This is a genomic window from Variovorax sp. 01N425, assembly GCF_056399465.1.
Window position 1 is genome coordinate 14513 of sequence record NZ_JBFTRJ010000019.1, and the last position, 22830, is coordinate 37342.

At 69.5% G+C, this 22830-nt stretch carries 22 protein-coding genes; 7 read left to right on the forward strand and 15 right to left on the reverse strand.

Annotated elements, in window-relative coordinates:
• Positions 1-3: 3 nt before the first annotated feature.
• Together AC1DSC_RS27610 and pyrE are read right to left on the reverse strand one after the other, a co-directional pair.
• A complete protein-coding gene (locus AC1DSC_RS27610) occupies positions 4-690 on the reverse strand; it encodes a DUF4124 domain-containing protein (protein ID WP_012745443.1) in 687 nt (228 codons plus the stop codon).
• 10 nt (positions 691-700) lie between these two features.
• Complete coding sequence (pyrE, locus tag AC1DSC_RS27615; RefSeq protein ID WP_012745442.1) at positions 701-1384, reverse strand: orotate phosphoribosyltransferase; 684 nt, start codon at positions 1382-1384, stop codon at positions 701-703.
• Between the two features lie 12 nt (positions 1385-1396).
• Here pyrE and AC1DSC_RS27620 point away from each other — a divergent pair, with 12 nt between their 5' ends.
• Positions 1397-2200 carry an exodeoxyribonuclease III gene (locus AC1DSC_RS27620; RefSeq protein WP_436287147.1) on the forward strand — a complete coding sequence of 268 codons (804 nt, stop codon included), beginning with the start codon at positions 1397-1399 and terminating at the stop codon, positions 2198-2200.
• A 14-nt stretch (positions 2201-2214) separates the two neighbouring features.
• On the opposite strand, the gene AC1DSC_RS27625 is transcribed toward AC1DSC_RS27620, so the two are convergent.
• The 13 genes from AC1DSC_RS27625 to AC1DSC_RS27685 form a co-directional block, all read right to left on the reverse strand.
• Positions 2215-2979, reverse strand: coding sequence for a GntR family transcriptional regulator (locus AC1DSC_RS27625; protein ID WP_012745440.1), 765 nt, complete (start codon positions 2977-2979; stop codon positions 2215-2217).
• Positions 2976-3647 carry a cysteine hydrolase family protein gene (locus AC1DSC_RS27630; protein ID WP_436287146.1) on the reverse strand — a complete coding sequence of 224 codons (672 nt, stop codon included), beginning with the start codon at positions 3645-3647 and terminating at the stop codon, positions 2976-2978. Before AC1DSC_RS27630 ends, AC1DSC_RS27625 begins: the two co-directional genes overlap by 4 nt.
• Positions 3648-4110: 463 nt before the next feature.
• Complete coding sequence (locus AC1DSC_RS27635) at positions 4111-5709, reverse strand: ABC transporter ATP-binding protein (protein WP_436287145.1); 1599 nt, start codon at positions 5707-5709, stop codon at positions 4111-4113.
• A 7-nt stretch (positions 5710-5716) separates the two neighbouring features.
• Positions 5717-6421 carry a biuret amidohydrolase gene (gene biuH, locus AC1DSC_RS27640; protein WP_436287144.1) on the reverse strand — a complete coding sequence of 235 codons (705 nt, stop codon included), beginning with the start codon at positions 6419-6421 and terminating at the stop codon, positions 5717-5719.
• A gap of 5 nt (positions 6422-6426) precedes the next feature.
• The gene (locus AC1DSC_RS27645) at positions 6427-7350 is read right to left on the reverse strand and encodes an ABC transporter permease (protein ID WP_436287143.1); all 924 of its coding nucleotides are present in this window, start codon (positions 7348-7350) and stop codon (positions 6427-6429) included.
• Positions 7347-8408: an ABC transporter permease gene (locus tag AC1DSC_RS27650; RefSeq protein ID WP_436287142.1), complete on the reverse strand. Its 1062-nt coding sequence runs from the start codon at positions 8406-8408 to the stop codon at positions 7347-7349. The genes AC1DSC_RS27645 and AC1DSC_RS27650 overlap by 4 nt, the downstream gene beginning before the upstream one ends.
• A gap of 25 nt (positions 8409-8433) precedes the next feature.
• On the reverse strand, positions 8434-9552 hold the full coding sequence (locus AC1DSC_RS27655; protein WP_436287141.1) for a BMP family ABC transporter substrate-binding protein: 1119 nt from the start codon (positions 9550-9552) through the stop codon (positions 8434-8436).
• 48 nt (positions 9553-9600) lie between these two features.
• Positions 9601-9981, reverse strand: a complete 381-nt coding sequence (hpxZ, locus tag AC1DSC_RS27660; RefSeq protein WP_018903884.1) for an oxalurate catabolism protein HpxZ — start codon at positions 9979-9981, stop codon at positions 9601-9603.
• On the reverse strand, positions 9978-10811 hold the full coding sequence (locus AC1DSC_RS27665) for an ABC transporter ATP-binding protein (protein WP_012745432.1): 834 nt from the start codon (positions 10809-10811) through the stop codon (positions 9978-9980). The genes hpxZ and AC1DSC_RS27665 overlap by 4 nt, the downstream gene beginning before the upstream one ends.
• Complete coding sequence (locus tag AC1DSC_RS27670; RefSeq protein ID WP_026283907.1) at positions 10808-11638, reverse strand: ABC transporter permease; 831 nt, start codon at positions 11636-11638, stop codon at positions 10808-10810. Before AC1DSC_RS27670 ends, AC1DSC_RS27665 begins: the two co-directional genes overlap by 4 nt.
• A gap of 2 nt (positions 11639-11640) precedes the next feature.
• The gene (locus tag AC1DSC_RS27675; RefSeq protein ID WP_018903882.1) at positions 11641-12645 is read right to left on the reverse strand and encodes an ABC transporter substrate-binding protein; all 1005 of its coding nucleotides are present in this window, start codon (positions 12643-12645) and stop codon (positions 11641-11643) included.
• 17 nt (positions 12646-12662) lie between these two features.
• The gene (gene atzF, locus AC1DSC_RS27680) at positions 12663-14372 is read right to left on the reverse strand and encodes an allophanate hydrolase (RefSeq protein WP_018903881.1); all 1710 of its coding nucleotides are present in this window, start codon (positions 14370-14372) and stop codon (positions 12663-12665) included.
• 244 nt (positions 14373-14616) lie between these two features.
• The gene (locus AC1DSC_RS27685) at positions 14617-15486 is read right to left on the reverse strand and encodes a M48 family metallopeptidase (protein WP_436042146.1); all 870 of its coding nucleotides are present in this window, start codon (positions 15484-15486) and stop codon (positions 14617-14619) included.
• A gap of 58 nt (positions 15487-15544) precedes the next feature.
• On the opposite strand from AC1DSC_RS27685, the gene AC1DSC_RS27690 reads away from it, so the two are divergent.
• From AC1DSC_RS27690 to AC1DSC_RS27715, 6 genes are all read left to right on the forward strand, one after another.
• Entirely contained in the window at positions 15545-16933 is a 1389-nt protein-coding gene (locus AC1DSC_RS27690) for an AmpG family muropeptide MFS transporter (RefSeq protein WP_412510139.1), read from the forward strand.
• 131 nt (positions 16934-17064) lie between these two features.
• Entirely contained in the window at positions 17065-18267 is a 1203-nt protein-coding gene (locus AC1DSC_RS27695) for a beta-ketoacyl-[acyl-carrier-protein] synthase family protein (RefSeq protein WP_436287140.1), read from the forward strand.
• Positions 18264-19103, forward strand: coding sequence for a beta-ketoacyl synthase chain length factor (locus AC1DSC_RS27700; RefSeq protein WP_436287139.1), 840 nt, complete (start codon positions 18264-18266; stop codon positions 19101-19103). Before AC1DSC_RS27695 ends, AC1DSC_RS27700 begins: the two co-directional genes overlap by 4 nt.
• Positions 19104-19109: 6 nt before the next feature.
• Positions 19110-20816 (forward strand): NAD(P)/FAD-dependent oxidoreductase, encoded by a 1707-nt coding sequence (locus AC1DSC_RS27705; RefSeq protein WP_436287138.1) that lies wholly within the window; start codon positions 19110-19112, stop codon positions 20814-20816.
• On the forward strand, positions 20813-21535 hold the full coding sequence (locus tag AC1DSC_RS27710; protein WP_012745423.1) for a response regulator transcription factor: 723 nt from the start codon (positions 20813-20815) through the stop codon (positions 21533-21535). The genes AC1DSC_RS27705 and AC1DSC_RS27710 overlap by 4 nt, the downstream gene beginning before the upstream one ends.
• Before the next feature lie 7 nt (positions 21536-21542).
• Entirely contained in the window at positions 21543-22739 is a 1197-nt protein-coding gene (locus AC1DSC_RS27715; RefSeq protein WP_278879258.1) for an ATP-binding protein, read from the forward strand.
• Positions 22740-22830: the final 91 nt, after the last annotated feature.

A 22830-nucleotide genomic window follows, 5' to 3' on the forward strand; every position in this document is an offset into this window, starting at 1 on the left:
GCCTCAGCGCTTGATGCCGCCGTTCTGGGGGGACCAGAGCTGCTTCAAGCGCGTGCGCTCCTCGTCGAAGCGCGCATTGACGCGCTTCTTCTCGTCTTCCTGCTCGCCGATGAAGCGGTTCTGCACCGCCACGCTCTGCGCGTTGTCCTCGAGCTTGCGGCGCACGGCGCCGGGCGCCTTGCTCACGTCGTGCTTGTAGAACTCGAGCTCCTCGTCGATCTTGTGGCGGTCTTCGGCGAGTTCGGCCAGGCGCTTCTTCGCGGCCTGGATCACCGCGTCGATCTGCACCAGCGCCTCGGCGCGCTCGCGGTCATGCACTTCGGCGTTGGGATAGCGCACCAGCAGTGCGCGCTCGCGGCGGCGCTCGTCGGTCAGGCGCGCGGCCTGCAAGGCGGCCTCGCGGGCGCGGTCTTCGCGCTCGGCCAGTTCGCGGGCGGTGTACGTGGGTTCGATGCGGCGGCGCGTGGTGCCGCTCGGGCTCAGTTCGCGCTGTTCGCGGTCGACGCATTCGGCAATCGGGCGGTCGGCCGTGAGCGTGCGGCCGCGCGCATCGGTGCATGAATAAATGCCCGCGGCCGGCGCCGGTGCGGGCTGCGCCGGGACCGCACCAGCCCAGAGTGCCATCGGCAACAGCAGCACCCAGGGGGCTGCGAACGGTCGGGCCGCCAGGCCGGGCTTGTGAATGGGCACGGCGTCGGTCTCAGTTGGCGCCGTAGCGCGCGCGGTAGGCGAGCACCCGCTCGCGATGCACGCCCAGGTCGGCGGCGGCGCTGCCCGAGAGGTAGTTCAGCAGGTCGTCGAGCGTGGCAATCGCCACCACCTGCAGGCCCAGCTGGTTGCGCACGTACTGCACGGCGCTGTGGTCCACGTCGACGCCGTTCTCGGTGGCTTTTTCCTGCCGGTCGAGTGCAATGGCCACGGCGTGCGGCGTGGCGCCCGCGGCTTCGATGGCGGCAATGGATTCGCGCACCGCGGTGCCGGCCGACATCACGTCGTCGACGATCAGCACGCGGCCCTTGAGCGGCGCGCCCACCAGGTTGCCGCCCTCGCCATGCGCCTTGGCTTCCTTGCGGTTGTAGGCAAAGGGATGGTTGCGGCCGCGCCGGGCCAGTTCGGCCGCCACCGTGGCGCCCAGCGGAATGCCCTTGTAGGCGGGGCCGAAGATCATGTCGAACTCGACGCCGCTCTCGATCAGCCGGTCTGCATAGAATCCGGCGAGCCGCGCGATCTTGGCGCCGTCGTCGAAGAGCCCCGAATTGAAGAAATAAGGGCTCATTCGCCCGGCCTTGGTCTTGAACTCGCCAAAGCGCAGCACCCCTGCGTCGAGGGCGAACTGGACGAAATCCTGCGCCACCGCGCTGCCTTGCACACCATCTACAGCCATCGGAAATTCCTTGTGTTCAAACTGACCAGCCTCAATCTCAATGGCCTGCGTTCGGCCGCCACGAAAGGGGTGGCGGACTGGGTGGCCGAACTTGCGCCGGATTGTATTTGCATGCAGGAGATCCGGGTGCAGGCGAGCGACATCGAAGGCCGTTTCGAGGAAATGGCCGGCCTCAAGGGCCATTTCCATTTCGCCGAGAAAAAAGGCTACGCCGGCACCGCGATCTACACCCGCCACGCGCCGAGCGCCGTGGTGGTGGGCTGGGGCGACGCCGAATTCGACGCCGAGGGCCGGTATCTCGAACTGCGCTTCGACACGCCCCGGCGCAAGCTCTCGATCATCAGCTGCTACTTCCCGAGCGGCAGTTCGGGCGAGGAGCGGCAGGAAGCCAAGTTCCGCTTCCTGAAGGGCTTCTTTCCGCACCTCACCGCGCTCAAGAAGGAGCGCGAATTCATCCTTTGCGGCGACATCAACATCGCCCACAAGGAAATCGACCTCAAGAACTGGCGCGGCAACCAGAAGAACAGCGGCTTCCTGCCGGAAGAGCGCGCCTGGATGACCCGGCTGCTGGACGCCGGCACCGACGGCGCGGGGCTGGTCGACGTCTACCGCCTGCTCAAGCCCGACACCACGGGCGAGGCCTACACCTGGTGGAGCAACCGCGGCCAGGCCTATGCGAACAACGTGGGATGGCGGCTGGACTACCACCTGGCCACGCCAGCCCTGGGCGCCCTCGCGCGCAGCGAGCAGATCTACAAGACCATCAAGTTCAGCGACCACGCGCCGATCACGGTGGACTACGACTTCACGCTGTAGCCGAAAAGGCCGCTTCAGCGCGGCGCCGCCTTGCCCGCGTGCCGCGCGAGGTGCACCTGGTGCAGCGTGATCTTGCGCACCTCGGCCTGGCTGGTCTCGATGTGCGCGCGCAGCAGCATCGCGGCCTGCTCGCCTCGGTTGGCGCGCACGGCCTTCAAGATCTTGGCGTGCTCTTCATACGTGGCGTCGATGCGCGGCTGCTGGGTGAAGTCGAGCCGGCGGATGATGCGGATGCGGTCCGTCACGTCGCGGTGCACGCGCGCCATCTCGGCGTTGCCCGCCGCGGCCACCAGCGCGCAGTGGAAGGCCTCGTCCCACTGCGCCACCTGCGCGGTGTCGCTGCTGCGCTGGGCCGCGGGCACGAGCCAGATCTCGGCCAGCGCGTCGAGCAGGCTGCGGTCGACGCGGCGGTCGGCTTCGCAGAGGCGGTGCACCGCGGTGGTCTCGAGCACCATGCGCAGGTCGTAGAGCTGCTCGAACTGGTCGAAGTCGAAGGGCAGCACGCGCCAGCCGCTGCGGAACAGCACCTCGACGAAGCCTTCCTGCTGCAGGCGGAACAGCGCCTGCCGCACCGGCGTGCGCGAGACGCCGAGCCGGTCGCTGATCTCGTTCTCGGTGAAGCGGTCGCCGGGCACGAGGATGAAATCGGCCACGTCGCGCTTGAGCTGCGCGTAGACCTCGTCGGCCCGCGTGCGGAAAACGGTGGCGTCGGAAGCGGGGGCGGGCGAAGCGGAGCGGGGTCGGGCGGTAGGCACGTGGGGAATGGTAGTCGCAGTCATTGCCCTTGGCCGAGCACCGCCAGCAGCGCGCTGCTCGGCGCGGTCCAGCCCACGATCGCGCCCTGCGCACGGACCATGTCGAGCGTGGCCGCCTTGAAGGCCGGAAAGTAGCTCTCGGTGCAGTCTTCGAGCAGCAGGCTGTCGTAGCCGCGGTCGTTGGCCTCGCGCATGCTGGTCTGCACGCAGACCTCGGTGGTGACGCCGCCGAACAGCAGGTGCGTGATGCCGCGCACTTGCAGCAGCTCATGCAGGCCGGTGGCATGGAACGCGCCCTTGCCGGGCTTGTCGATGACGAGCTCGCCATCGACGGGCGCCAGCGCATCGATGATCTGGTTGCCCGGTTCGCCGGCGACGAGGATGCGGCCCATCGGCCCTTGGTCGCCGATGCGCAGGCTCGGGTTGCCGCGGTTGCGCTTGGCGGGCGGGCAGTCGGAAAGATCCGCCTTGTGCGCCTCGCGCGTGTGCACCACGAGGCCGCCGGCCTCCCGCCATGCCTGCAACGCCGATTTTGTGGCCGGAACGATCGCTTCGAGCAGCGACACATCGTTGCCCAGCGTTTCGCCGAAGCCGCCGGGCTCGATGAAGTCGCGCTGCATGTCGATGAGGACCAGCGCGGTGTTCTTCAGCTCGAAGTCGTAGGGAAAGGGGTTGGCAGTTTCTATGCGCATGCTGTGTCTCGGGTGTTTTGATGCTCTGGATTCGGCGATGGGCGGTGTGCCCCTGGCCGGCCGACGTCACCGGCCCTTCGGGCTGCCCTGCGCTGCTCACGACAGGCGGGGTCTCGCCCAAACTCGCTTCGCTCAAACAAGGGCGAGCCCTGATCCGCCTGTCGCTGCGCTGCTCGGCGGTGCCTCAACGGCCGGCCAGGGGCACACCGCCCATCGCCTCGGATGTACCGGGGGCAAACACTCCACCGCCGAGCCCGGTGTGTGGTGCGGGGTGGGCGGCCCCTCTGTGCCGCCGAGGAGCGCAGCGTTTCGCGGATCAGGGCTCGCAGCTGTTTGAGCGAAGCGAGTTCTGCGAGACCCCGCGAAACGCGAGCACCGCAGGGCAGCCGCGAAGCGGCCGGCACAGTGGGGCCGACCGCGCCGCACCGCACGCCGGGCGGCCTATCAACAGCAGCCAGAGAACTCATGCCGCAGCCTTCGAAGGCTCATGGTGCCCCCCACCCATGTGCGCCCCGATCACATGCCTCTCTGCCCCCGCAGCCGAAGTCTCGAACACGATCCGCCCTTCGCTCATCACGACGATGCGGTCGGCCAGCTCCAGCAGCTCGTCGAGGTCTTCGCTGATCAGCAGCACCGCGCCGCCCTTCTCGCGCACCTGCACGATGCGCTCGTGGATCTCGGCCACGGCGGCAAAGTCGAGGCCGAACACCGGGTTGGCCGCGATCAGCACATTGATGTCGCCGGCCAGTTCGCGCGCCAGCACCGCGCGCTGCACGTTGCCGCCCGACAGGCTGCGGATCGGCGCGCCCTCGCCCTGCGTCTTCACGCCGTATTCGGCAATCCACTCGCGCGCCCGGTGGCGCCAGAACGGAAAGTTCAGCACGCCGCCGCGCGACAAGGGCGGCCGGTCGAAATCGCGCAGCGCCATGTTCTCGGCCACGCTGAGGTCGCCCACGCAGGCATTGCGCAGCGGCTCCTCGGGCAGGCTGCGGACCTTGAGGCTGCGGTTCTCTGCGCGGCGCGCGCTGTAGGGCTGGCCCATCACGCTCACCTTGCCGGCCAGCCGCGCGCGCTGGCCGACCAGCGCCTCGACCAGTTCGCGCTGGCCGTTGCCCGAGACGCCCGCCACGCCGAGGATCTCGCCCGCGCGCACCGCAAGGCTGAGCCCGTGCAGCGCGAGCGTGCCGCGGTCGCCCTGCGCCTCGAGGCCCTCGACGCGCAAGGCGACGGGCGCCGCATCGGGCACCGGTTTTCTCGCGACGGGCGAAGAAGCCGGTACAGGCGCCGAAGCATCCTCGCCGCCCATCATCGCCTGCGCCAGCTGCGCCGGGTTCGTGTCCGCCACGCGGCAGTGGTGCACCGCCTTGCCGCGGCGCAGCACCGTCACGCTGTCGGCGTACGCCATCACCTCGCGGAACTTGTGCGTGATGATGAGCACCGTACACAGGCCGCTCTTCGCGAATTCGCGCACATGGCCCAGCACCTCGTCGGCCTCCTGCGGCGTGAGCACCGAGGTCGGTTCGTCGAGGATCAGCAGGCGCGGCTTCAGGTACAGCTGCTTGAGCAGTTCGAGCTTCTGCTTCTCGCCCGCCGCCAGCTCGGAGGGCCGCGCATCGAGGTCGAGGCTGAAGGGCGTGGCCGCAAGAAAATCCCCGAGCTCCGCGCGCTTGGCCTTCCAGTCGATCAGCGCCGGCGTCTTGCCGCCCGCGAGCAGCAGGTTCTCGGCCACCGTCATGCCCGGCGCCAGCGTGAAGTGCTGGTAGACCATGCCGATGCCGAGCGCGCGCGCCACGATCGGGTTGGCAATGTCCTGCTCGCGCCCGTCGATCAGGATGCTGCCCTCCTCCGCGCGCTGGAAGCCCGCCACGCATTTCACCAGCGTGCTCTTGCCCGCACCGTTCTCGCCGAGCAGCGCATGCACCGTGCCGGGCTCCACGTGCATCGTCACGCGGTCCATCGCGGTGAAGGCGCCGAAGCGCTTGGTCAGCTCGTAGGTGTCGAGCGCGAGCGCGCCGTGGCCCGCAGGCAGCGCGCCGATGGCGTGGGGCGTGGGGTCGGCCATGCCCTGATCAGTCCAGCGCGGCCAAGAGCGCCTGCGATGTGGCATGCGCGCCGAACACGCCGCCCTGCATCGTGATCATCTTCAGCGCCGCCAGGTGGTTGCCGTGGTCGGTGGCGGCGGTGCAGTCGGACAGCAGCAGGCATTCGAAGCCGCGGTCGTTGGCGTCGCGCATCGTGGTGTGCACGCACACGTCGGTGGTGATGCCCGCGAGGATCAGGTTCTCGATGCCGCGCGTGCGCAGGATCAATTCCAGGTCGGTGGCATAGAACGAGCCCTTGCCGGGCTTGTCGATCACCACCTCGCCGGGCAGCGGCGCGAGTTCGGGAATGATCTGCCAGCCCGGCTCGCCGCGCACCAGGATGCGCCCGCACGGCCCGTCGTCGCCAATGCCCACGCCGTTGGCGCCGATCTGGCGCGAACGCCAGCGCTTGTTGGCCGGCAGGTCGGCCAGGTCGGGCCGGTGGCCTTCGCGCGTGTGGATGATGTGGAAGCCCAGCGGCCGCAGCGCCGCGAGCGTGCGCGCGATTGGCTGGATCGGCGCCTGCACCAGCGAGAGGTCGTAGCCCATCACGTCGACATAGCCGCCCTTGCCGCAGAAGTCGGTCTGCATGTCGATCACGATGAGCGCGGTGTTGTCGGGCCGCAGCGCGCCGTTGTAGGGCCAGCCATAGGGCTCGGCGGCCACGCGGCGGGGAGATGGGGTGTTCGCCATGGGGTTCAGCTCCTTGTCGATGAAAGTTCGCCCGGCGCACCGGCGGCGGCAGTGCCGGGCCTGCAGGTGAACACCAGGATCACCAGCGTGAGCACATAGGGCACGGTGTTGAACAGGTGGTAGCCCCAGCCGATGCCGATGGATTGCAGCGCCGGCCCGATGGCACCGGCCCCGCCGAAGAGCAGCGCCGCGCCCACGCAGCGCAGCGGACTCCAGCGCGCGAAGATCACGAGCGCCACCGCGATCAGGCCCTGGCCGCTCGAGATGCCTTCGTTCCAGCTGCCCGGATAGAACAGCGTGAGCGACGCGCCGCCGAGCCCGGCGATGAAGCCGCCGGCCGTGGTCGCCGCAATGCGCAGGCCCGAGACCGAGTAGCCGAGCGCGCGCGTCGCCTGCGCCGAGTCGCCGGCCATGCGCACCAGGAGGCCGGCCCGCGTGCGCGCAAAGCCCCACCAGAGCAGCACCGCCAGCGCCACGCCAACGGGCACCAGCGCATTGAGCTGCAGCGCCGAGCGCACCACCGTGTTGTCGCTCCAGAAGCCCAGCGGTATGGCGGGAATCTGCGGCGCCTGCGGCTGGATCAGCGGCTTGCCCAGGTAGAACGCGAGCCCCGTGCCGAGCAGCATCAATGCAATGCCGGTCGCCACGTCGTTCACGCGGTCGAGCGAGCACAAGAGGCCATGCAGCAGCGCGAGCGCCGCCCCGGCCAGCGCGCCGATCAGCACCCCCAGCCAGGCGGAATCGGTGAGATAGGCGCCGCCGAAGGCCGCCATCGCCGAAAGCACCAGCACGCCTTCGAGCCCGAGGTTGATGCGGCCCGACTTCTCGGTGAGGCATTCGCCCAGGCTCACGAAAAGAAACGGCGCGCCCACGCGCAGCGCACCGCCGACGATGCCGGCCGCGAGCGCGATCCACTGGTCCGCGCTCATCGCACCACCCCCGCGCCGCGCGGCACGCGCGCACGCAGCGCGTTCCAGTCGACCATGCGCAAGCCCTCGCTCGCCAGGATCAGCACGAAGGCCATGCCCTGCAGCACCAGCACCGAGGCATCGGGCAGCCCGAGCCGCCGCTGCAGCAGGCTGCCGGCCGCGCCGAAGCCGCCGAACAGGATCGCCACCGGCACGATGGCCACCGGGTTGTGCCGCGCGATGAACGACACCAGGATGCCCGCATAGCCGTAGCCCGCGATCAGCGAGGCATTGGCATTGGTGTGCACCGCCGCCACCTCGACCGCGCCCGCGAGCCCCGCGCATGCGCCGCCGAGCCCGCAGGCCCCGAGGATGAGCCGCGTGGCCGGCAGGCCCACGAGCTGCGCGGTGCGCGGATTGCCGCCCACCACGCGCACCGAAAAGCCCGAGGCGGTGGCACGCAGCCACCACCCGAGCGCCAGGCAGGCGACCACGCCGATCACCAGCCCCCAGTGCACGTCCGAGCCGCCGATGCCGCCGATCAGCAGCCCGTCGGCCAGCGCATGGGTCGATGGCTTGTTGAGGCTCGCCGGATCGCGCAGCGGCCCTTCGACCAGGTGCTTGAAGATGCCGATGGCGATGTAGGCCAGCAGCAGGCTGCTGATGGTTTCGTTGATGCCGCGGTACTGGCGCAGCCAGCCTGCGAGCACGATCCACAGCGCACCGGCCAATGCACCCGCGATGCAGACGATCGCCGTGCCCAGGACATTGCCGGGCAGCGGCACCGCATGCGCGAGCGCCGCGCACGCCAGCCCGCCCAGCACCAGCGCACCTTCGCCGCCGATGACGATGAGGCCCGCGCGCGCCGGCAATGCCACGCACAGCGCGGTCAGCATCAGCGGCGCGGCGCGCTGCAATGTGTTCTGCCAGGAGAACCAGTCGCCGAACGCGCCCTTGAAGAGCGTCGCCCAGACCTCCAGCGGATCGACGCCCGCAAAGGCCGCGAGCACGCCGAACAGCAGCAGCGCCGCCGCAATGGCGAACACCGGCAGGGCGAATTCCTTGAGCGCTTGGCGCATGGCGTGCGGGCCGGTGCGGCTGCGATCAGGCCTGGCCGATCACGCCTTCGACCAGGTAGTTCATCTTCTCGAGCTCCAGGTCGGTCTGCTTGAGCACCTTGCCGGCCGGCACCACGACCACGCCCTTGTTGTCCTTGATGCCGTCCTTGAAGATGTCGAAGCTGCCCGCCACCATCTTGGCCTTGATCTCGTCGGCCTGCTTCTTTGCGGCGTCCGGCACCATCGGGCCGTACGCCGACATCTTCACGTAGCCTTCCTTCAGCCCGCCGCGCAGGAAGTTGGGATGCGGCTTGCCGGCCTGCGCGGCCTCGATGGCGGTCTTGTAGGCCGTGAGCCAGTTCCATTCGGCACCGGTGAGGTACGCATTGGGCGCGAGCTTGGCCTGGCTCGCGTGGTAGCCGCAGACCATCTTGCCGCGCTTGGCCGCCGTTTCCACCACCACCTTGGGGCCGTCCACGTGCATGGTGAAGACATCGCAGCCCTGGTCGGCCAGGCTGTTGGTGGCCTCGGCTTCCTTCACGGCCATCGACCAGTCGCCGGTGAAGATCACGCTGCAGGTGATGTTCGGCTTGACCGAGCGCGCACCCAGCGTGAAGGCGTTGATGTTGCGCAGCACCTGCGGAATCGGCTTGGCGGCAACGAAGGCGATCTTGTTGCTCTTGGTCATGTGCGCGGCGATCACGCCGTTCAGGAACTGGCACTCGTCGATGTAGCCGAAGAAGCTGCCCGCGTTCTTCGGGTGCTTGCCTTCGGTCCAGAGGCCGCCGCAATGCGAGAAGCGCACGTCGGGATTCTTGGGCGCCACGGCCAGAATGTGCGGATCGAAGTAGCCGAACGAAGTGGGGAACAGCAGCTTGGCGCCGTCCTGCGAGATCATGCCGGCCATGGTCTTCTGCACGGCCGCGGTCTCGGGCACGTTCTCTTCTTCCACCACCTTGATGCCGGGCAGCTTCTTGATTTCGGCGGCCGCCATGGCGTGCGCCTGGTTGTAGCCGTAGTCGTCGCGCGCGCCGACGTAGATCACGCCGACGGTCAGCGGCTTGGCCTGCGCGCCGGCGAGCGCACTCCAGCCTCCGAGGGTGCCGGCGGCGCCGAGCGCAGCCAGGGACTTGAGGGAATCGCGGCGATTGATTTGGCTTGTCATGGCGTTCTTTCCAGAGGTTGAAGGGAGTGCAAAAAATGTGCCCCGCGCTCAGCCCAGGAGGCTCACGTGGGCGGCGACCACGCGCCAGCCGTCGGCCGTGCGCAGCCAGGTCTGGCTCTGCCGGCCGACAGCGGTGGCGCCTTCGCGCCGGAACTCGCAGTTGGCCGTGGCGAAGTCGCGGCCGTAGGTGGTGATGACGGTGCGCAGCAGTTCGCGCGGCGGGCTCTGCACCGGCAGCGATGCGCGAAAGGCGCTGATGCCGGCATGGCCGTAGTGGTTCTCCGAGAAGCCGTAGCGCAGCGTGTGCGGGCTGTTCCAGAACAGCTCGTCGAGCACCGCGGGCTGGTTGGCCATGAGCGCTTGCTCGTAGCGCGCGAACACGTCCGTCACTTCGGCGAGCACCTCGGGGATGTTGATCTCGGGCGTCACCGGCGGACCTCGCGCTGGAAGATGTCGAGGCTGAGCTTCTTGGTTGCGACGAAGCTCTCGGTGCTCAGGGTCTCGACCGTGCGCGGCCGCGCATCGCCGTAGCGCAGAATCTCGGCCACCCGGGTGGGCCGCTTGGTCAGCAGCAGCACCTCGTCGGCCAGGTACACGGCCTCCTCGAGGTCGTGCGACACCAGGAGCATGGTGGTGCCGGTCTGCATGAACACCTCCTGCAGCTTCTCGCGGATGAAGAGCGTCATCTCGAAGTCGAGCGCCGAAAAAGGCTCGTCCAGAAACAGCACCTCGGGCTTGGGCGCGAGCGCGCGCATGATCGATGCGGTCTGCTGCTGCCCACCCGAGAGCTCGTACGGAAAGCGCTTCAGGTCGAACTTCACGTCGAAGGACGCCACCAGCTCCTCCATGCGGCGGTCGACCTCGGCCTTGCTGCGGCCTTCGAGCTTCAGCGGGTAGGCGATGTTGTCGATGGTGCGCATCCACGGGAACATCGCCTCGCGGTAGTTCTGGAACACGTAGCCGATCTTGGTGTCCTTGCGCTGCTTGCCGTCGAACAGGATCTCGCCCGCATCGATCGGAATCAGGCCCGCGATCATGTTGATGAGCGTGGACTTGCCGCAGCCGTTGGGCCCGAACACCGAGACGATCCGGTGCTTGGGAATGTCGAGGTCGAAGTTCTCGTACAGCGGCCAGCCGGCAAAGTACTTGGTCAGGCCGCGGATGGTGATGTGCGTGCCGGCCGGGCCGGGCTTGAAGACCGGCCTGGGCACGTCGGCGTACACCGGGCCGTTGACGACGATGTCGGGCGTGGCTTTCATCTTCCGCTCCAGTGCACGATGCGACGCTCGGCGATGAGGAAGAGGATGTTGAGCGCATAGCCCAGCGCACCCGCCGCCAGAATGGCCGCATACATGCTCTTCACGTTGAGCACCTGCTGCGCATCGATGATCCGGTGGCCGAGGCCCGTGTCGGAGCCGATGAACATCTCGGCCACGATGACGATCACCAGCGCCATCGACACCGCCGAGCGCAGGCCCACGAAGCTGGGCTGCAGGCTTTCCCACACCAGCACGTCCTTGAAGATCTGCCAGCGCGAAGCGCCCATGACGCGCGCCGCCATCACGCGCTGCTTGCGCGCGTTGATCACGCCGTAGGCGCTGTTGAACACCACGATCAGCAGCGCGCCGAAAGCCGCGATCGCCACCTTGTTGACGTCCGACACGCCGAAGATCAGGAGGAACAGCGGGATCAGCGCGGACGAAGGCGTGGAGCGGAAGAAGTCGATCAGGAACTCGACGCTGCGGTAGGCCTTTTCGTTGCTGCCGAGCAGCACGCCCAGCGGCACGCCGACCACCGCCGCAATCGCGAAGGCCTGCAGCGTGCGCCACACGGTCATCGCGAAGTCGGTGAGCAGCGGGCCGCCCGCGAGCCCCGTGATAAGCGCCGCAACGGTGTCGGCGGGCGTGGGCAGGAGGATCGGCTTGATGAAGCCCAGGCGCACCGCCAGGTCCCACACGATGAACAGCACCACGGGGCCGATGAATGGCAGCAGCCGGTCGCGCAGCGGCGGCTTCGGTGCCGAGGCGGCGGTGCCGTCGGCCGGCGGTGTCCACGGCGTGGCCGTGGTCGTGCTTGCGTCGGCCATGGTCAAGCCTTGTAGAGCAGGCCGTCCACCGGCACCTTCTTCTCGAAGATGCCTTTTTCGGTGAACAGGTCGTAGAACTTCTGGAAGTACGCGACGTCGCTCGGCTTGAACTCGTTGTAGAGCATGTACGAGGCGAGCGGCACTTCGGCCGTGAGGCTGCCTTCGATGGCGGTGTAGCCCTTCATGTGCTGGCGCGCCTCGTCGGGCTTGCTGCGCACCAGCTCCACGCCGCGCGCATAGGCGGCGATGTACTTCCTTGCCGCGTCGGGGTTCTTCTTGATGAATTCGCTGGTGAGGCTGGCCGCGCCGCCGTGCCAGGGCGCCATCGGATCGCCGAGGATGTATTTGGCGACCACGCCGGCCTCGATGACGCGCGTGGTGCCGTTCATGCGGCCCACGGTGCCGGTGGGCTCGAGCGTGTAGCAGGCGTCGACCTGGCCCGCCACGAGCGCCGCCACATGCTGGCCGATGGGCAGCTCGCTCACGCTGGCGCCCTTGGCGCCCGCGCGCTCGAGCATGGTCTTGCACAGCGTCACGTTCTGGATGCCGGGGCCGGATGCGATCCTCTTGCCGGCCAGCTCGGCCATGGCCTTGATCGGGCTGTCCTTGGCGACGATGAATTCGTCGAGCACGAACCTGGCGTTGCTCGGGTTGGTGCAGAAGATCTTGAACAGCCCCGGCTGCGCGATCTCGCCGATGGCGAGGTTGGCCGAGCCCGTGCCGTTGGAGCTGCCGTCGCAGCGGCCCGCGAGCATGCCTTCCATGACCTGCTGCGCGCCCGCGAACTTGAGCGGCTCCACGTCGAGCCCGGCTTCCTTGAAATAGCCGCGGTCGACCGCTGCAAAGAAGGGCAGGCCCGCGGCCACGGGCCAGAAGCCGATGCGGATCTTGGGCGCGGCCTGCGCACGCACGATGGCGGGCGCAGCCAGCACGGCCAGCCCCGCGGCGCCGGCCTGCAGCAGCTGGCGGCGCGACGCGGCGGCGGACGATTTCTCAGGAATGCACATGAAGACTCCTCGATCGGTCAGGTTGGAATGGCTTGGGAAGAGGCCGCGGCGCGGCTCGCGATGTAGGCACGCCAGCCGCCGTGGTGGCTCACGTCTTCGGCGCCTGCGAGCGCATGGCCTTCGCAGATGAAGCCGTGCACCCAGCTGCCGTCGGCGAGCTCGACGCTGCCCAGGCCCAGCGGGGGCGGGATCAGCGCGAGGAAGCTGCCGACCTCGGCCACGGGAACGGACCACACTTCGAGCGCGATGGCGGTTCCGCCCACGGCGCTGCGCTGCAGCCCCGGCTTGGGCGGCACGGTGCCCGGCAAGGCGTGCAGGCGGTAGCGCGGCGAGGTGGTGGTGGCGCGCAGCAGCGTGGCGCCGCGTTCGGTGAGCTGGCCATTGAGCGGCATGCCCGAGAGGTGCGCGCCGACGACGGCGATGGGCATGGCCTGCACCGGCGAAGCGGCGAGGCCCGGAATGGGGCGCGGCTCGGGCAGCGGCAGGCCCGTGGCGCCCTGCGGCAGGCCGGTGGCGTGGTGATAGCGCTGCCCCAGCTCGGCCAGCGCAAGATCGCTGCCGCACGGGCCGATCAGCGTGATGCCGAAGGGCAGGCCGTCGGCGCGCAGCGCGCTCGGCACCGAGATGGCGGCGTAGTCCAGCAGGTTGACGAAGTTGGTGTACGCGCCGAGATTGCGGTTGAGCACCACGGGATCGGCGCGCATCTGCTCGCGCGTGTAGTGCGTGGGCGCGGTCGGCACCAGCAGCAGGTCGATGCCGCGCCACATCGGCTCGACCTGCTGCGCGATGGCACGCAGCCGGGTCTGCGCCTCGAACACGTCGGCGGCGCTGTAGCCGCGGCCGCTTTCGAGGATGCCGCGCACCGGCTCGATCACCTGGGAGCCGCGCGCATCGAAGAACCCGCGCACCGCCGCATAGCGCTCGGCCACGAGCGCGCTTTCGTAGAGCAGCGCGGCGGCCTCGGCCAGCGGCGCATAGGGAATTTCCACGGCCGTGCCGCCGAGGGCGGCGAGCCGCAGCTGCGCATCGCGGAAGGCTTGCTCGGCCGCGGCATCGCCGAAGAAGCTCAGCGTGTCGGGCACGCCGAAACGGAAGGCCGGTGGAAACGGATGGCTGCGCAACGCAAGCGCCCGCGAGTAAGGGTCGCGCGCGTCAGGCCCGGCGGCCGCAAGAAGCACGTCGACGGCCAGGCCGACGCTGCGCGCAAAGATCGACACGCAGTCCGCGCTCTGGGCGGCGGGCACCACGCCGAAGGCGCTCAGCAGGCCGCGCGAGGGCTTGAGCCCGACGATGTTGTTGAGCCCGGCGGGCACGCGGCCCGAGCCGGCGGTGTCGGTGCCGAGCGCGAAATCGGCCTCGCCGGCGGCCACCACGTAGGCCGAGCCCGAACTGGAGCCGCCCGAGACATAGCGCGCGTCGAAGGCATTGGGCACTTCGCCATACGGCGAGCGCGTGCCGTTCAGGCCGCAGGCGAACTGGTCGAGGTTGGTCTTTCCGAGCAGCGATGCACCGGCATCGAGCAGCTTCCGCACCACGGCCGAGTGCTCGGCCGGCCGGCGGTCGAAGGCCGGGCAGGCGGCCGTGGTGGGCACGCCGGCCACGTCGATGTTGTCCTTGACGGCGAAGCGCAAGCCGGCGAGAGGGCCCGAGCCCGCGCCGGGCACGGGCCGGGGAAAGCGGGCAATCCACGCTGCGGCAGCCGATCCGTTTTCTTCATGCACCATCATCAGGCATCCAAACTTGTGTACAAGTCGAGATGCAAGCAATGTGCCAGGCAACCGAAGGCCGTCCTTCAAAAGATCCTGTTCAGGGTTTTGCTCCCTCTCCCTCCGGGAGAGGGTTGGGGTGAGGGCTCCGTGCCGCCGATGAAGCGCGGCTCACATATGAAGGCCGCCGCCCTCACCCCCGCCCTCTCCCGGAGGGAGAGGGAGTAAGACACAGCCCCCTTTCAGAGGGAGAGGGAGCAAGACCTCAGCTGCGCCTGGCTTCCTTGTAAAGCCCTTCAACCTTCGGCAGGTTCGCCTCGAGCTTCTGGATCCGGTCCGGCCCGCTCGGGTGGGTCGACAGAAAGCCGAGGCCGCCCTGGTTCTTCGATGCCGCGGCCATCTTCTTCCAGAGCGACACCGAAGCCTGCGGGTCATAGCCCGCACGTGCCGCGAGCTCGAGCCCGACGAGATCGGCCTCGGTCTCGTCGCTGCGGCTGAACTTGAGCGTCAGCAGCTGCGTGCCGGCGCGCGCCGCCAGGTCGCCCATCTGGCCCAGGCCCAGCAGCTGCGCGCCGATGGAAAGCGCCGCGCCGGTGCCCGCGCTCTTGGCCATGCGGGCACGCGCATGCTCGCGCAGCGCGTGGGCCATCTCATGGCCCATCACCATGGCGACCTCGTCGTCGCTGAGCTTGAGCTGTTCGAGGATGCCGGTGAAGAAGGCGATCTTGCCGCCGGGCATGCAGAAGGCGTTGATCTGCTTGCTGCCGATCAGGTTGACCTCCCACTTCCATTCACGCGCGCGCGCGTTCCACGGCGTCGCAAAAGGAATCAGCCGGTTCGCGATGGTGCGCAGCCGCTGCAGCTGCGCATTGCCGTCGCCCGCGAGCGCACGCTTGGCGCGCGCCTGCTCGAGCAGCTGGCCGTACTGCTGCACGCCCGCGGCCTCGATCCGGTCGGCCGGCACCAGGTTGCGCGCCACCGAGGCATTGCCCACGTTCACCTGCGCCAGGGCCGGCCCGGCCAGCGCGGCGCCGGCCGCCGCGAGCAGGAAGGCCCGCCGCGGCTGCCAGGCCGAGGCGCGCGACGCCGGGGAAGCCGCAGAAGAAAGAACGAGGAGCTCGCATCGTGTGCACATGCGCGGATCATAGGAACAATTGCCGACAAAAAGACGGCTCGGCAGGCGGCGCGCGCTCATGGACAATCCGGAGTTCATGTCTGCCCAGCCCGCCGAAACCTCCACCGCCCCTTCCCCGCCCTGGCGCGATGCGCTGAAGGTCTACCTCGAGCCCGCCACGCTGCGCATGCTGGCGCTGGGCTTTTCCGCCGGCCTGCCGCTGCTGCTGGTACTGGGCACGCTGAGCTTTCGGCTGCGCGAGGCGGGCATCGACCGCACCACCATCGGCTACCTGAGCTGGGTGGGCCTGGCCTACGGCTTCAAGTGGGTCTGGGCGCCGCTGGTCGACCGGCTGCCGCTGCCGCCGCTGACCACGCTGCTCGGGCGCCGGCGCGGCTGGCTGCTGCTGGCGCAGGGGATGGTGGTCGCGGGGCTGGTCGGCATGGCGCTCAACGATCCGCGCCAGGGCCTCGCGCCGCTGATCTGGTGCGCGCTGCTGGTGGCCTTCGGCTCGGCCACGCAGGACATCGCGCTGGACGCCTTCCGCATCGAGTCGGCCGAAACGCGCAAGCAGGCCGCGCTCGCCGCCGCCTATCAAACAGGCTACCGCCTGGCGATGATCTGGGCCGGCGCCGGCGTGCTGTGGGTGGCGGCCTGGGCCGAGGTGGCGCCGGCAGCAGCGGCCGCCACGGGCGCGGCGGCCTACCAGAACGGCGCGTGGAAGACGGCCTACCTGGTGATGGCGGCCTCGATGGCGGTGGGCGTGCTGACCGTGCTGCTCTCGCCCGAGCCGGTGCGCCGCGTGCTGCCCAAGCCGAAGAACGCGGCCGAATGGCTGCAAAGCGTGCTGATCGAGCCCTTTGCCGACTTCATCCGCCGCTACAAGTGGCAGGCCGCGCTGATCCTCTCGCTGATTGCCATCTACCGCATCAGCGACGTGGTGATGGGCATCATGGCCAACCCCTTCTACGTGGACATGGGCTTCACCAAGGACGAGGTGGCCACGGTCAGCAAGATCTACGGCGTGGTCATGACGCTGGCCGGCGCCTTCGTGGGCGGCGTGCTGTCGATGCGGCTGGGCGTGATGCGCGTGCTGATGCTGGGCGCGGTGCTCAGCGCGGCGAGCAACCTGCTCTTTGCCTGGCTGGCCTCGCGCGGGCACGACCTGACGGCGCTGATCGCGGTGGTATCGGCCGACAACCTGGCCGGCGGCATTGCCTCGGCGGCCTTCATCGCCTACCTGTCGAGCCTCACGAACATCAGCTATTCGGCCACCCAGTACGCGCTGTTCAGCTCGCTGATGCTGCTGCTGCCCAAGTTCATTGCCGGCTATTCGGGCGCTTTTGTCGACGCGCACGGCTACGCCCAGTTCTTCACCGGCACCGCGCTGCTGGGCCTGCCGGTGCTGCTGCTGGTGGCGCTGGCCGCCCGCATCACCACCACCAAGGCGCCGGCCGGGCGTCAATAGGGCGGGGTCCGCATGGGAAAACAGCTGACGCGCGGGGCCCCGCGCAACTGGTAGGCTGTCACTTTCCGCTTACCTGCCGCCTCGCTCCCAGAGCGATCATTCACCTTCCGTCCGCCAAACCCACAAGCAACGTGCCGCCCCGCATTTCTCCCCTTCAGATCAGCGCCTTCACGGCCACTTCGGCCGTCGGCGTCGGCAAGGAGCCGCTCGCCGAGGCGCTCGAGCATTCGCGCAGCGGCCTGCGCGCCAACGATTTCGGCGATGCGCCGCTGCCCACCTGGATCGGCCGGGTCGACGGGCTCGAGGACATCCGCCTGCCCGAGGCGCTGGCCTCGTGGGACTGCCGCAACAACCAGCTGGCGTGGCTCGGCCTGCATGCGGACGGCTTTCCCGAGGCCGTGGCGGCCGCGCGGGCCAGGTACGGCCCGTCCCGCATCGCGCTGATCCTCGGCACCTCGACCTCCAGCATCGGCGAGACCGAGCTGGCCTACACCCAGCTCGACGCCGACGGCCGCTTTCCCGTGGACCAGCGCCGTCCGGCCGTGCACACGCCGCACTCGCTGGCGATGTTCGTGCAGCAGGTGCTCGGGCTCAGCGGGCCGAGCGAGACGATTTCCACCGCCTGCTCGTCGAGCGCCAAGGTGTTTGCCTCGGCCGAGCGGCTGATCCGCCTGGGCCTGGCCGACGCCGCCGTGGTGGGCGGGGTCGACACGCTGTGCGGCAGCGTGCTGTTCGGCTTCAACTCGCTCGAACTGGTGTCGAGCGAGCCGTGCCGGCCGTTCGATGCGAGCCGCAAGGGCATCAGCCTGGGCGAAGCGGCCGGCTTCGCGCTGGTGGAGCGCGTGCAGGGCGACGCCGCCGCGCCGCTGCGGCTCCTGGGCTACGGCGAAGCCAGCGATGCGCACCACATGTCGACGCCGCACCCCGAGGGCCTGGGCGCCGAACGCGCGCTCGACGAGGCGCTGGCGCGCGCGGGCCTCGCGCCCGAGGCCATCGACTACATCAACATGCACGGCACCGCGAGCCAGAAGAACGACGAGGTCGAAGGCGCGCTGGTGGCGCGCCGCTTCCCCGCCACCACCCATGCCAGCTCGACCAAGGGCTTCATGGGCCACACGCTGGGCGCGGCGGGCATCGTCGAATCGGTGATCAGCCTGCTCGCGATCGAGCGCGGCCTGATGCCGGGCACGGTCAACACGAACCTGCTCGACGCCGGCTTCGGCCCGCAGATCCGGCTCGCGCCCGCGCATGGCGAGGTGCGCTTCGCGCTGACCAACTCCTTCGGCTTCGGCGGCAACAACTGCTCGCTCGTGTTCGGCAAGGCCACCGCATGAAGTCCACGCCCGTGCCACCCACCCTCTACATCGAAGGCCCGGCCTTCTGGACGCCCACCCTGCCGGGCTGGGACGCCGCGCGCGCCGCCTTCCGCGGCGAAGGCGGGCTGGCCGATCCGCCGGCCAAGCGGCCGTCGCCGCAGGTGCTGGCGCCGGCCGAGCGCCGGCGTGCGCCCGACACCGTGGCGCTGGCGCTCGAAGTGGCCGCCGCGTCGATGGCGGGCTCGGGCCGCAATGCGGCCGACGTGCCCTGCGTGTTCGTCTCGGCGCATGGCGACCTGTCGATCAACGACTACATGTGCAGCACGCTGGCCACCGACCCCACGGTGCTGTCGCCCACGCGCTTCCACAACTCGGTGCACAACGCGGCCGTGGGCTACTGGACCATCGGCACCGGCTGCATGGCGGCCAGCAACTCGGTCTCGGCCTACGAGAACAGCTTTGCCGCCGGCCTGCTCGAAGCGGCCGTGCAATGCGCGGCCGACCAGTCGCCGGTGCTGCTGGTGGGCTACGACACGCCCACGGTGGGCCCGCTGACCTCGGTGACCGACAGCCAGGGCCTCTTGGCCGTGGCACTGGTGATCGCGCCCGGGCGCACGGCGCGCAGCGTGGCCGCGCTCGACTGGTCGGTGGACGGCAGCGGCGGTGGCGGCAACCCGCCGGCGCCGCTTTCGGACGCCGCCAAGACCCTGGCGCACATCAACCCGATGGCCCATGCGCTCGGCCTGTTCGAAGCGCTGGCACGGCTGGATGAAGGCGGTCCGCCGCCGCCCATCGGGCTGCCGCTTTCCTCCACCCTGTCGCTGCAGCTGCAACTGCGGCCGATCCGGGACTGAAGCTCCATGACCGGCACTGCGCAACGATGTGACGCAGTGATCATGGGCGGCGGGCTCGCGGGCCTCACCCTCGCGCTGCAGCTGAAGCAGCGCTTCCAGGACATCGACGTGCTGGTGCTGGAGCGCCGCACGCATCCGGTGCCGCATGCGGCGCACAAGGTGGGCGAGTCGTCGGTCGAGATCGGCGCGCACTACTTCGACACGGTGCTCGGCCTCAAGCCCCACATGGACGGCGCGCAGCTGCGCAAGTTCGGCTTCCGCTTCTTCTTCAGCGAGGGCCGGCGCGACATCGACCAGGTCACCGAGATCGGCGCCAGCCGCTACCTGGCGGTGCCCAGCTACCAGATCGACCGCGGCATCTTCGAGAACTACCTGGCCGAGGAGGCCGTGCGGCGCGGCGTGCGCTTCGACGATGCCGCGCTGGTGCGCCGCGTCGAGCTGGCCCCGGACGCCGAGGCACCGCACCGCCTCGAATGGACGCGCGGCAGCGAAACCCACAGCGCCGAGGCGCGCTGGCTGGTCGATGCCTGCGGGCGCGCCGGCCTGCTCAAGCGCAAGCTCGGGCTCGCCGAGGCCAACGCGCACGACGTCAACGCCGTGTGGTTCCGCATCGGCGAGCGCATTGCCATCGACGAGTGGAGCGACGACGCCGCCTGGCGCGGGCGCTGCGATCCGCAGGCGCGCTGGCTCTCGACCAACCACCTGGTAGGCGAGGGCTACTGGGCCTGGCTGATTCCGCTGGCCTCGGGCTCGCATTCGGTGGGCATCGTGGCCGACCCGAAGCTGCATCCGCTGGACACCATCGACACCTTCGACAAGGCCATGCGGTGGTTCGCCACCTACCAGCCGCGGCTGTACGACGCGCTCGACGGCAAGCGGCACCTGCTGCAGGACTTCGCGTTCCTCAAGCACTTCTCGCACGGCTGCAGGCAGGTGTTCTCGGGCCAGAGATGGGCCCTGACGGGCGAGGCCGGGCTGTTCCTCGACCCCTTCTATTCGCCGGGCAGCGACTTCATCGCGATCAGCAACACCTACATCGCCGACCTGGTGGCGCACGACCGCGCGGGCCGCCCGGTGGAAGCGCGCGCGCAGCTCTACGACCAGATCTACCACTCGTTCTACGAAAGCACGCTGGCGCTCTACCAGGACCAGTACCCGCTGTTCGGCGATCCCGAGGTGCTGCCGGTGAAGGTGATCTGGGACTACGCCTACTACTGGGGCGTGCTCTCGCAGATCTTCTTCCAGCAGCGGCTCACCGACCTGATGCTGCTCGGCAGCCTGAAGGACGAGCTGCAGCATTGCCAGCGCCTGAACCTCGCGGTGCAGCAGCTGCTGCGCAGCTGGTCCGCGGCCAGCGCCAGGCGCAACGCCCCGGTGATGCTCGACCAGGCCGCCATGCCCTGGTTCGCCGAACTCAACCGCAGCCTGAAGGACCCGCGGCTGGGCGACGCCGCATTCAGGGCGCGCATCCGGGCGTCGGCCGCGCAGCTGCGCCAGCTGGCCGGCGAGATCCTCGCGCGCGCTCGGGCGGACAATGCGGACCTGGGCGATTGCGCCCTGCCCTCGCTGCTCGAGGAAAACATCGCCGCCCTGCCCGGCGGCGCGCAAGCCGGCGCTATGCTTTTCGCAGCACTTCCGGAGGACAGCCGGACGCGGCGTTTACCCAACTTTACGGAGCGTTCAAGCCCCGTTGCCCCCCGTGCACGACCATGAAGCGCATGAGTACCCCCCAGCTCCTGATGATCGAAGACGACGCCCGCCTGGCACAGATGGTGGGCGAATACCTGACGCAGTCGGGATTCCTCTTCACGCATGCCGGCGACGGCGCGAGCGGCCTCGAGCAGCTGCAGCAGCACGCGCCCGACCTGGTGATCCTCGACCTGATGCTGCCCGACACCGACGGCCTGGAGATCTGCCGCCGCATCCGCTCGCTGCCGCCTCCGGCTTCGAAGGTGTCGGTGCTGATGCTCACCGCCAAGGGCGATCCGATGGACCGCATCATCGGCCTGGAGATCGGCGCCGACGACTACCTGCCCAAGCCCTTCGAGCCGCGCGAGCTGCTCGCGCGCATCCGCGCGGTGCTGCGCCGGCGCAGCGAGAACAATGCCGACACCGAAGCCAGCACCGTGATGCGCTTCGGCACGCTCGAGATCGACCGCAACGCGCGCACCGTGTCGGTGGGCGGCGCGCTGGCCGACCTCACCTCCTACCAGTTCGACCTGCTGGTGGCCATGGCCGAGCGCGCCGGCCGCGTGCTCACGCGCGACCAGATCATGGAGGCCGTGCGCGGCCGCGAGCTCGAGGCCTTCGACCGCTCGATCGACGTGCACATGGGCCGCATCCGCGCCGCCATCGAGGTCGACGCCAAGAACCCCAAGCGCATCCTCACCGTGCGCGGCGTGGGCTACGTGTTCGCCAAGCAGCAGGACTGACCGGCCGATGCTGCGCAGCCTCTACTCCCGCCACCTCTACGTGCGCATCTGGCTCGCGGTGGTGGGCGGCGTCGTCATCCTCACGCTGATGGCCAACTGGATCGTGCGCGAGGCGGCCCAGGCCGAGCGCGAACGGCTGGCGCCGGTGCCGCGTAACGTGGTGGTGCTCGATGCGCAGGACACGCCGATCGGCACCGGCAAGGCGCTGCGCGTGCCGGGCCAGGGCCTGGAGTTCGACGTGACGCTCAGCGACGGCAAGGCACTCACGCTGCGCGTGGCGCCGCGCGACCGGCCGCCCGGCGGCGGATTCGCGCCCTGGCGCACGCCGTTCGGCCTGGGCTGGATGATCGCGCTCGTGGGCATTGCGGTGGCGCTGGGCGTGTACCCGATCGTACGGCGGCTGACCCAGCGGCTGGAGGCACTGCAGCGCGGCGTGCAGCGCTGGGGCGAAGGCGATCTCTCGGTGCGCGTGACCGAAGAAGGGCAAGACGAAGTGGCTGATCTCTCCAAACGTTTCAACGCGTCGGCCGAACGCATCGAACAGCTGGTGCGTTCGCACAAGTCGCTCCTGGCCAATGCATCGCACGAGCTGCGCTCGCCGCTCACCCGCATCCGCATGGGCCTGGAGCTGATGGGCGAACGCCCGAGCCCCAAGGCGCGAGAGGAAATCTCGCGCAACATCGGCGAGCTCGACCAGCTCATCGATGAGATCCTGCTGGCCAGCCGGCTCGACGCGAGCGAGGCCGACCTGGGCACCATCGAGGCCGTCGACCTCACGGGGCTCGCGGCCGAGGAGTGCTCGCAGGTGAATGCCGAGCTCGACCTGGTCGAAGGCACCGACAACGCCAGGCTCACCGTGCCCGGCGTCTCGCGCCTGCTGCGCCGCGCGATCCGCAACCTGCTCGAGAACGCGCGCCGCTACGGCGCCGGCGAGATCAGGGTGGAGCTCGGCAGCGCCAACGGCTTTGCCACCGTGCGCGTCACCGACCGCGGCCCGGGCGTGCCGCCGGCCCTGCGCGAACGCATCTTCGAGCCCTTCTACCGGCTGCCCGGCGCCAGCGAGCGCAACGGCGGCGTGGGCCTGGGGCTCGCGCTGGTGAAGTCGATCGCCGAGCGGCACGGCGGCAGCGTGCGCTGCGAAGACGGCCCGGGCGGCGGCGCGAGCTTCGTGATCCGCCTGCCGGCGGGCGCGCCCGCGAACTGAGCCCCCGGTCTCGTCCGCGGGACGCCGCGGAACCGGCTTCGCCGGGCCGCTGGCGTCGCCCCCGGCGAGGGGGAAGGAGAAGCGACACGAA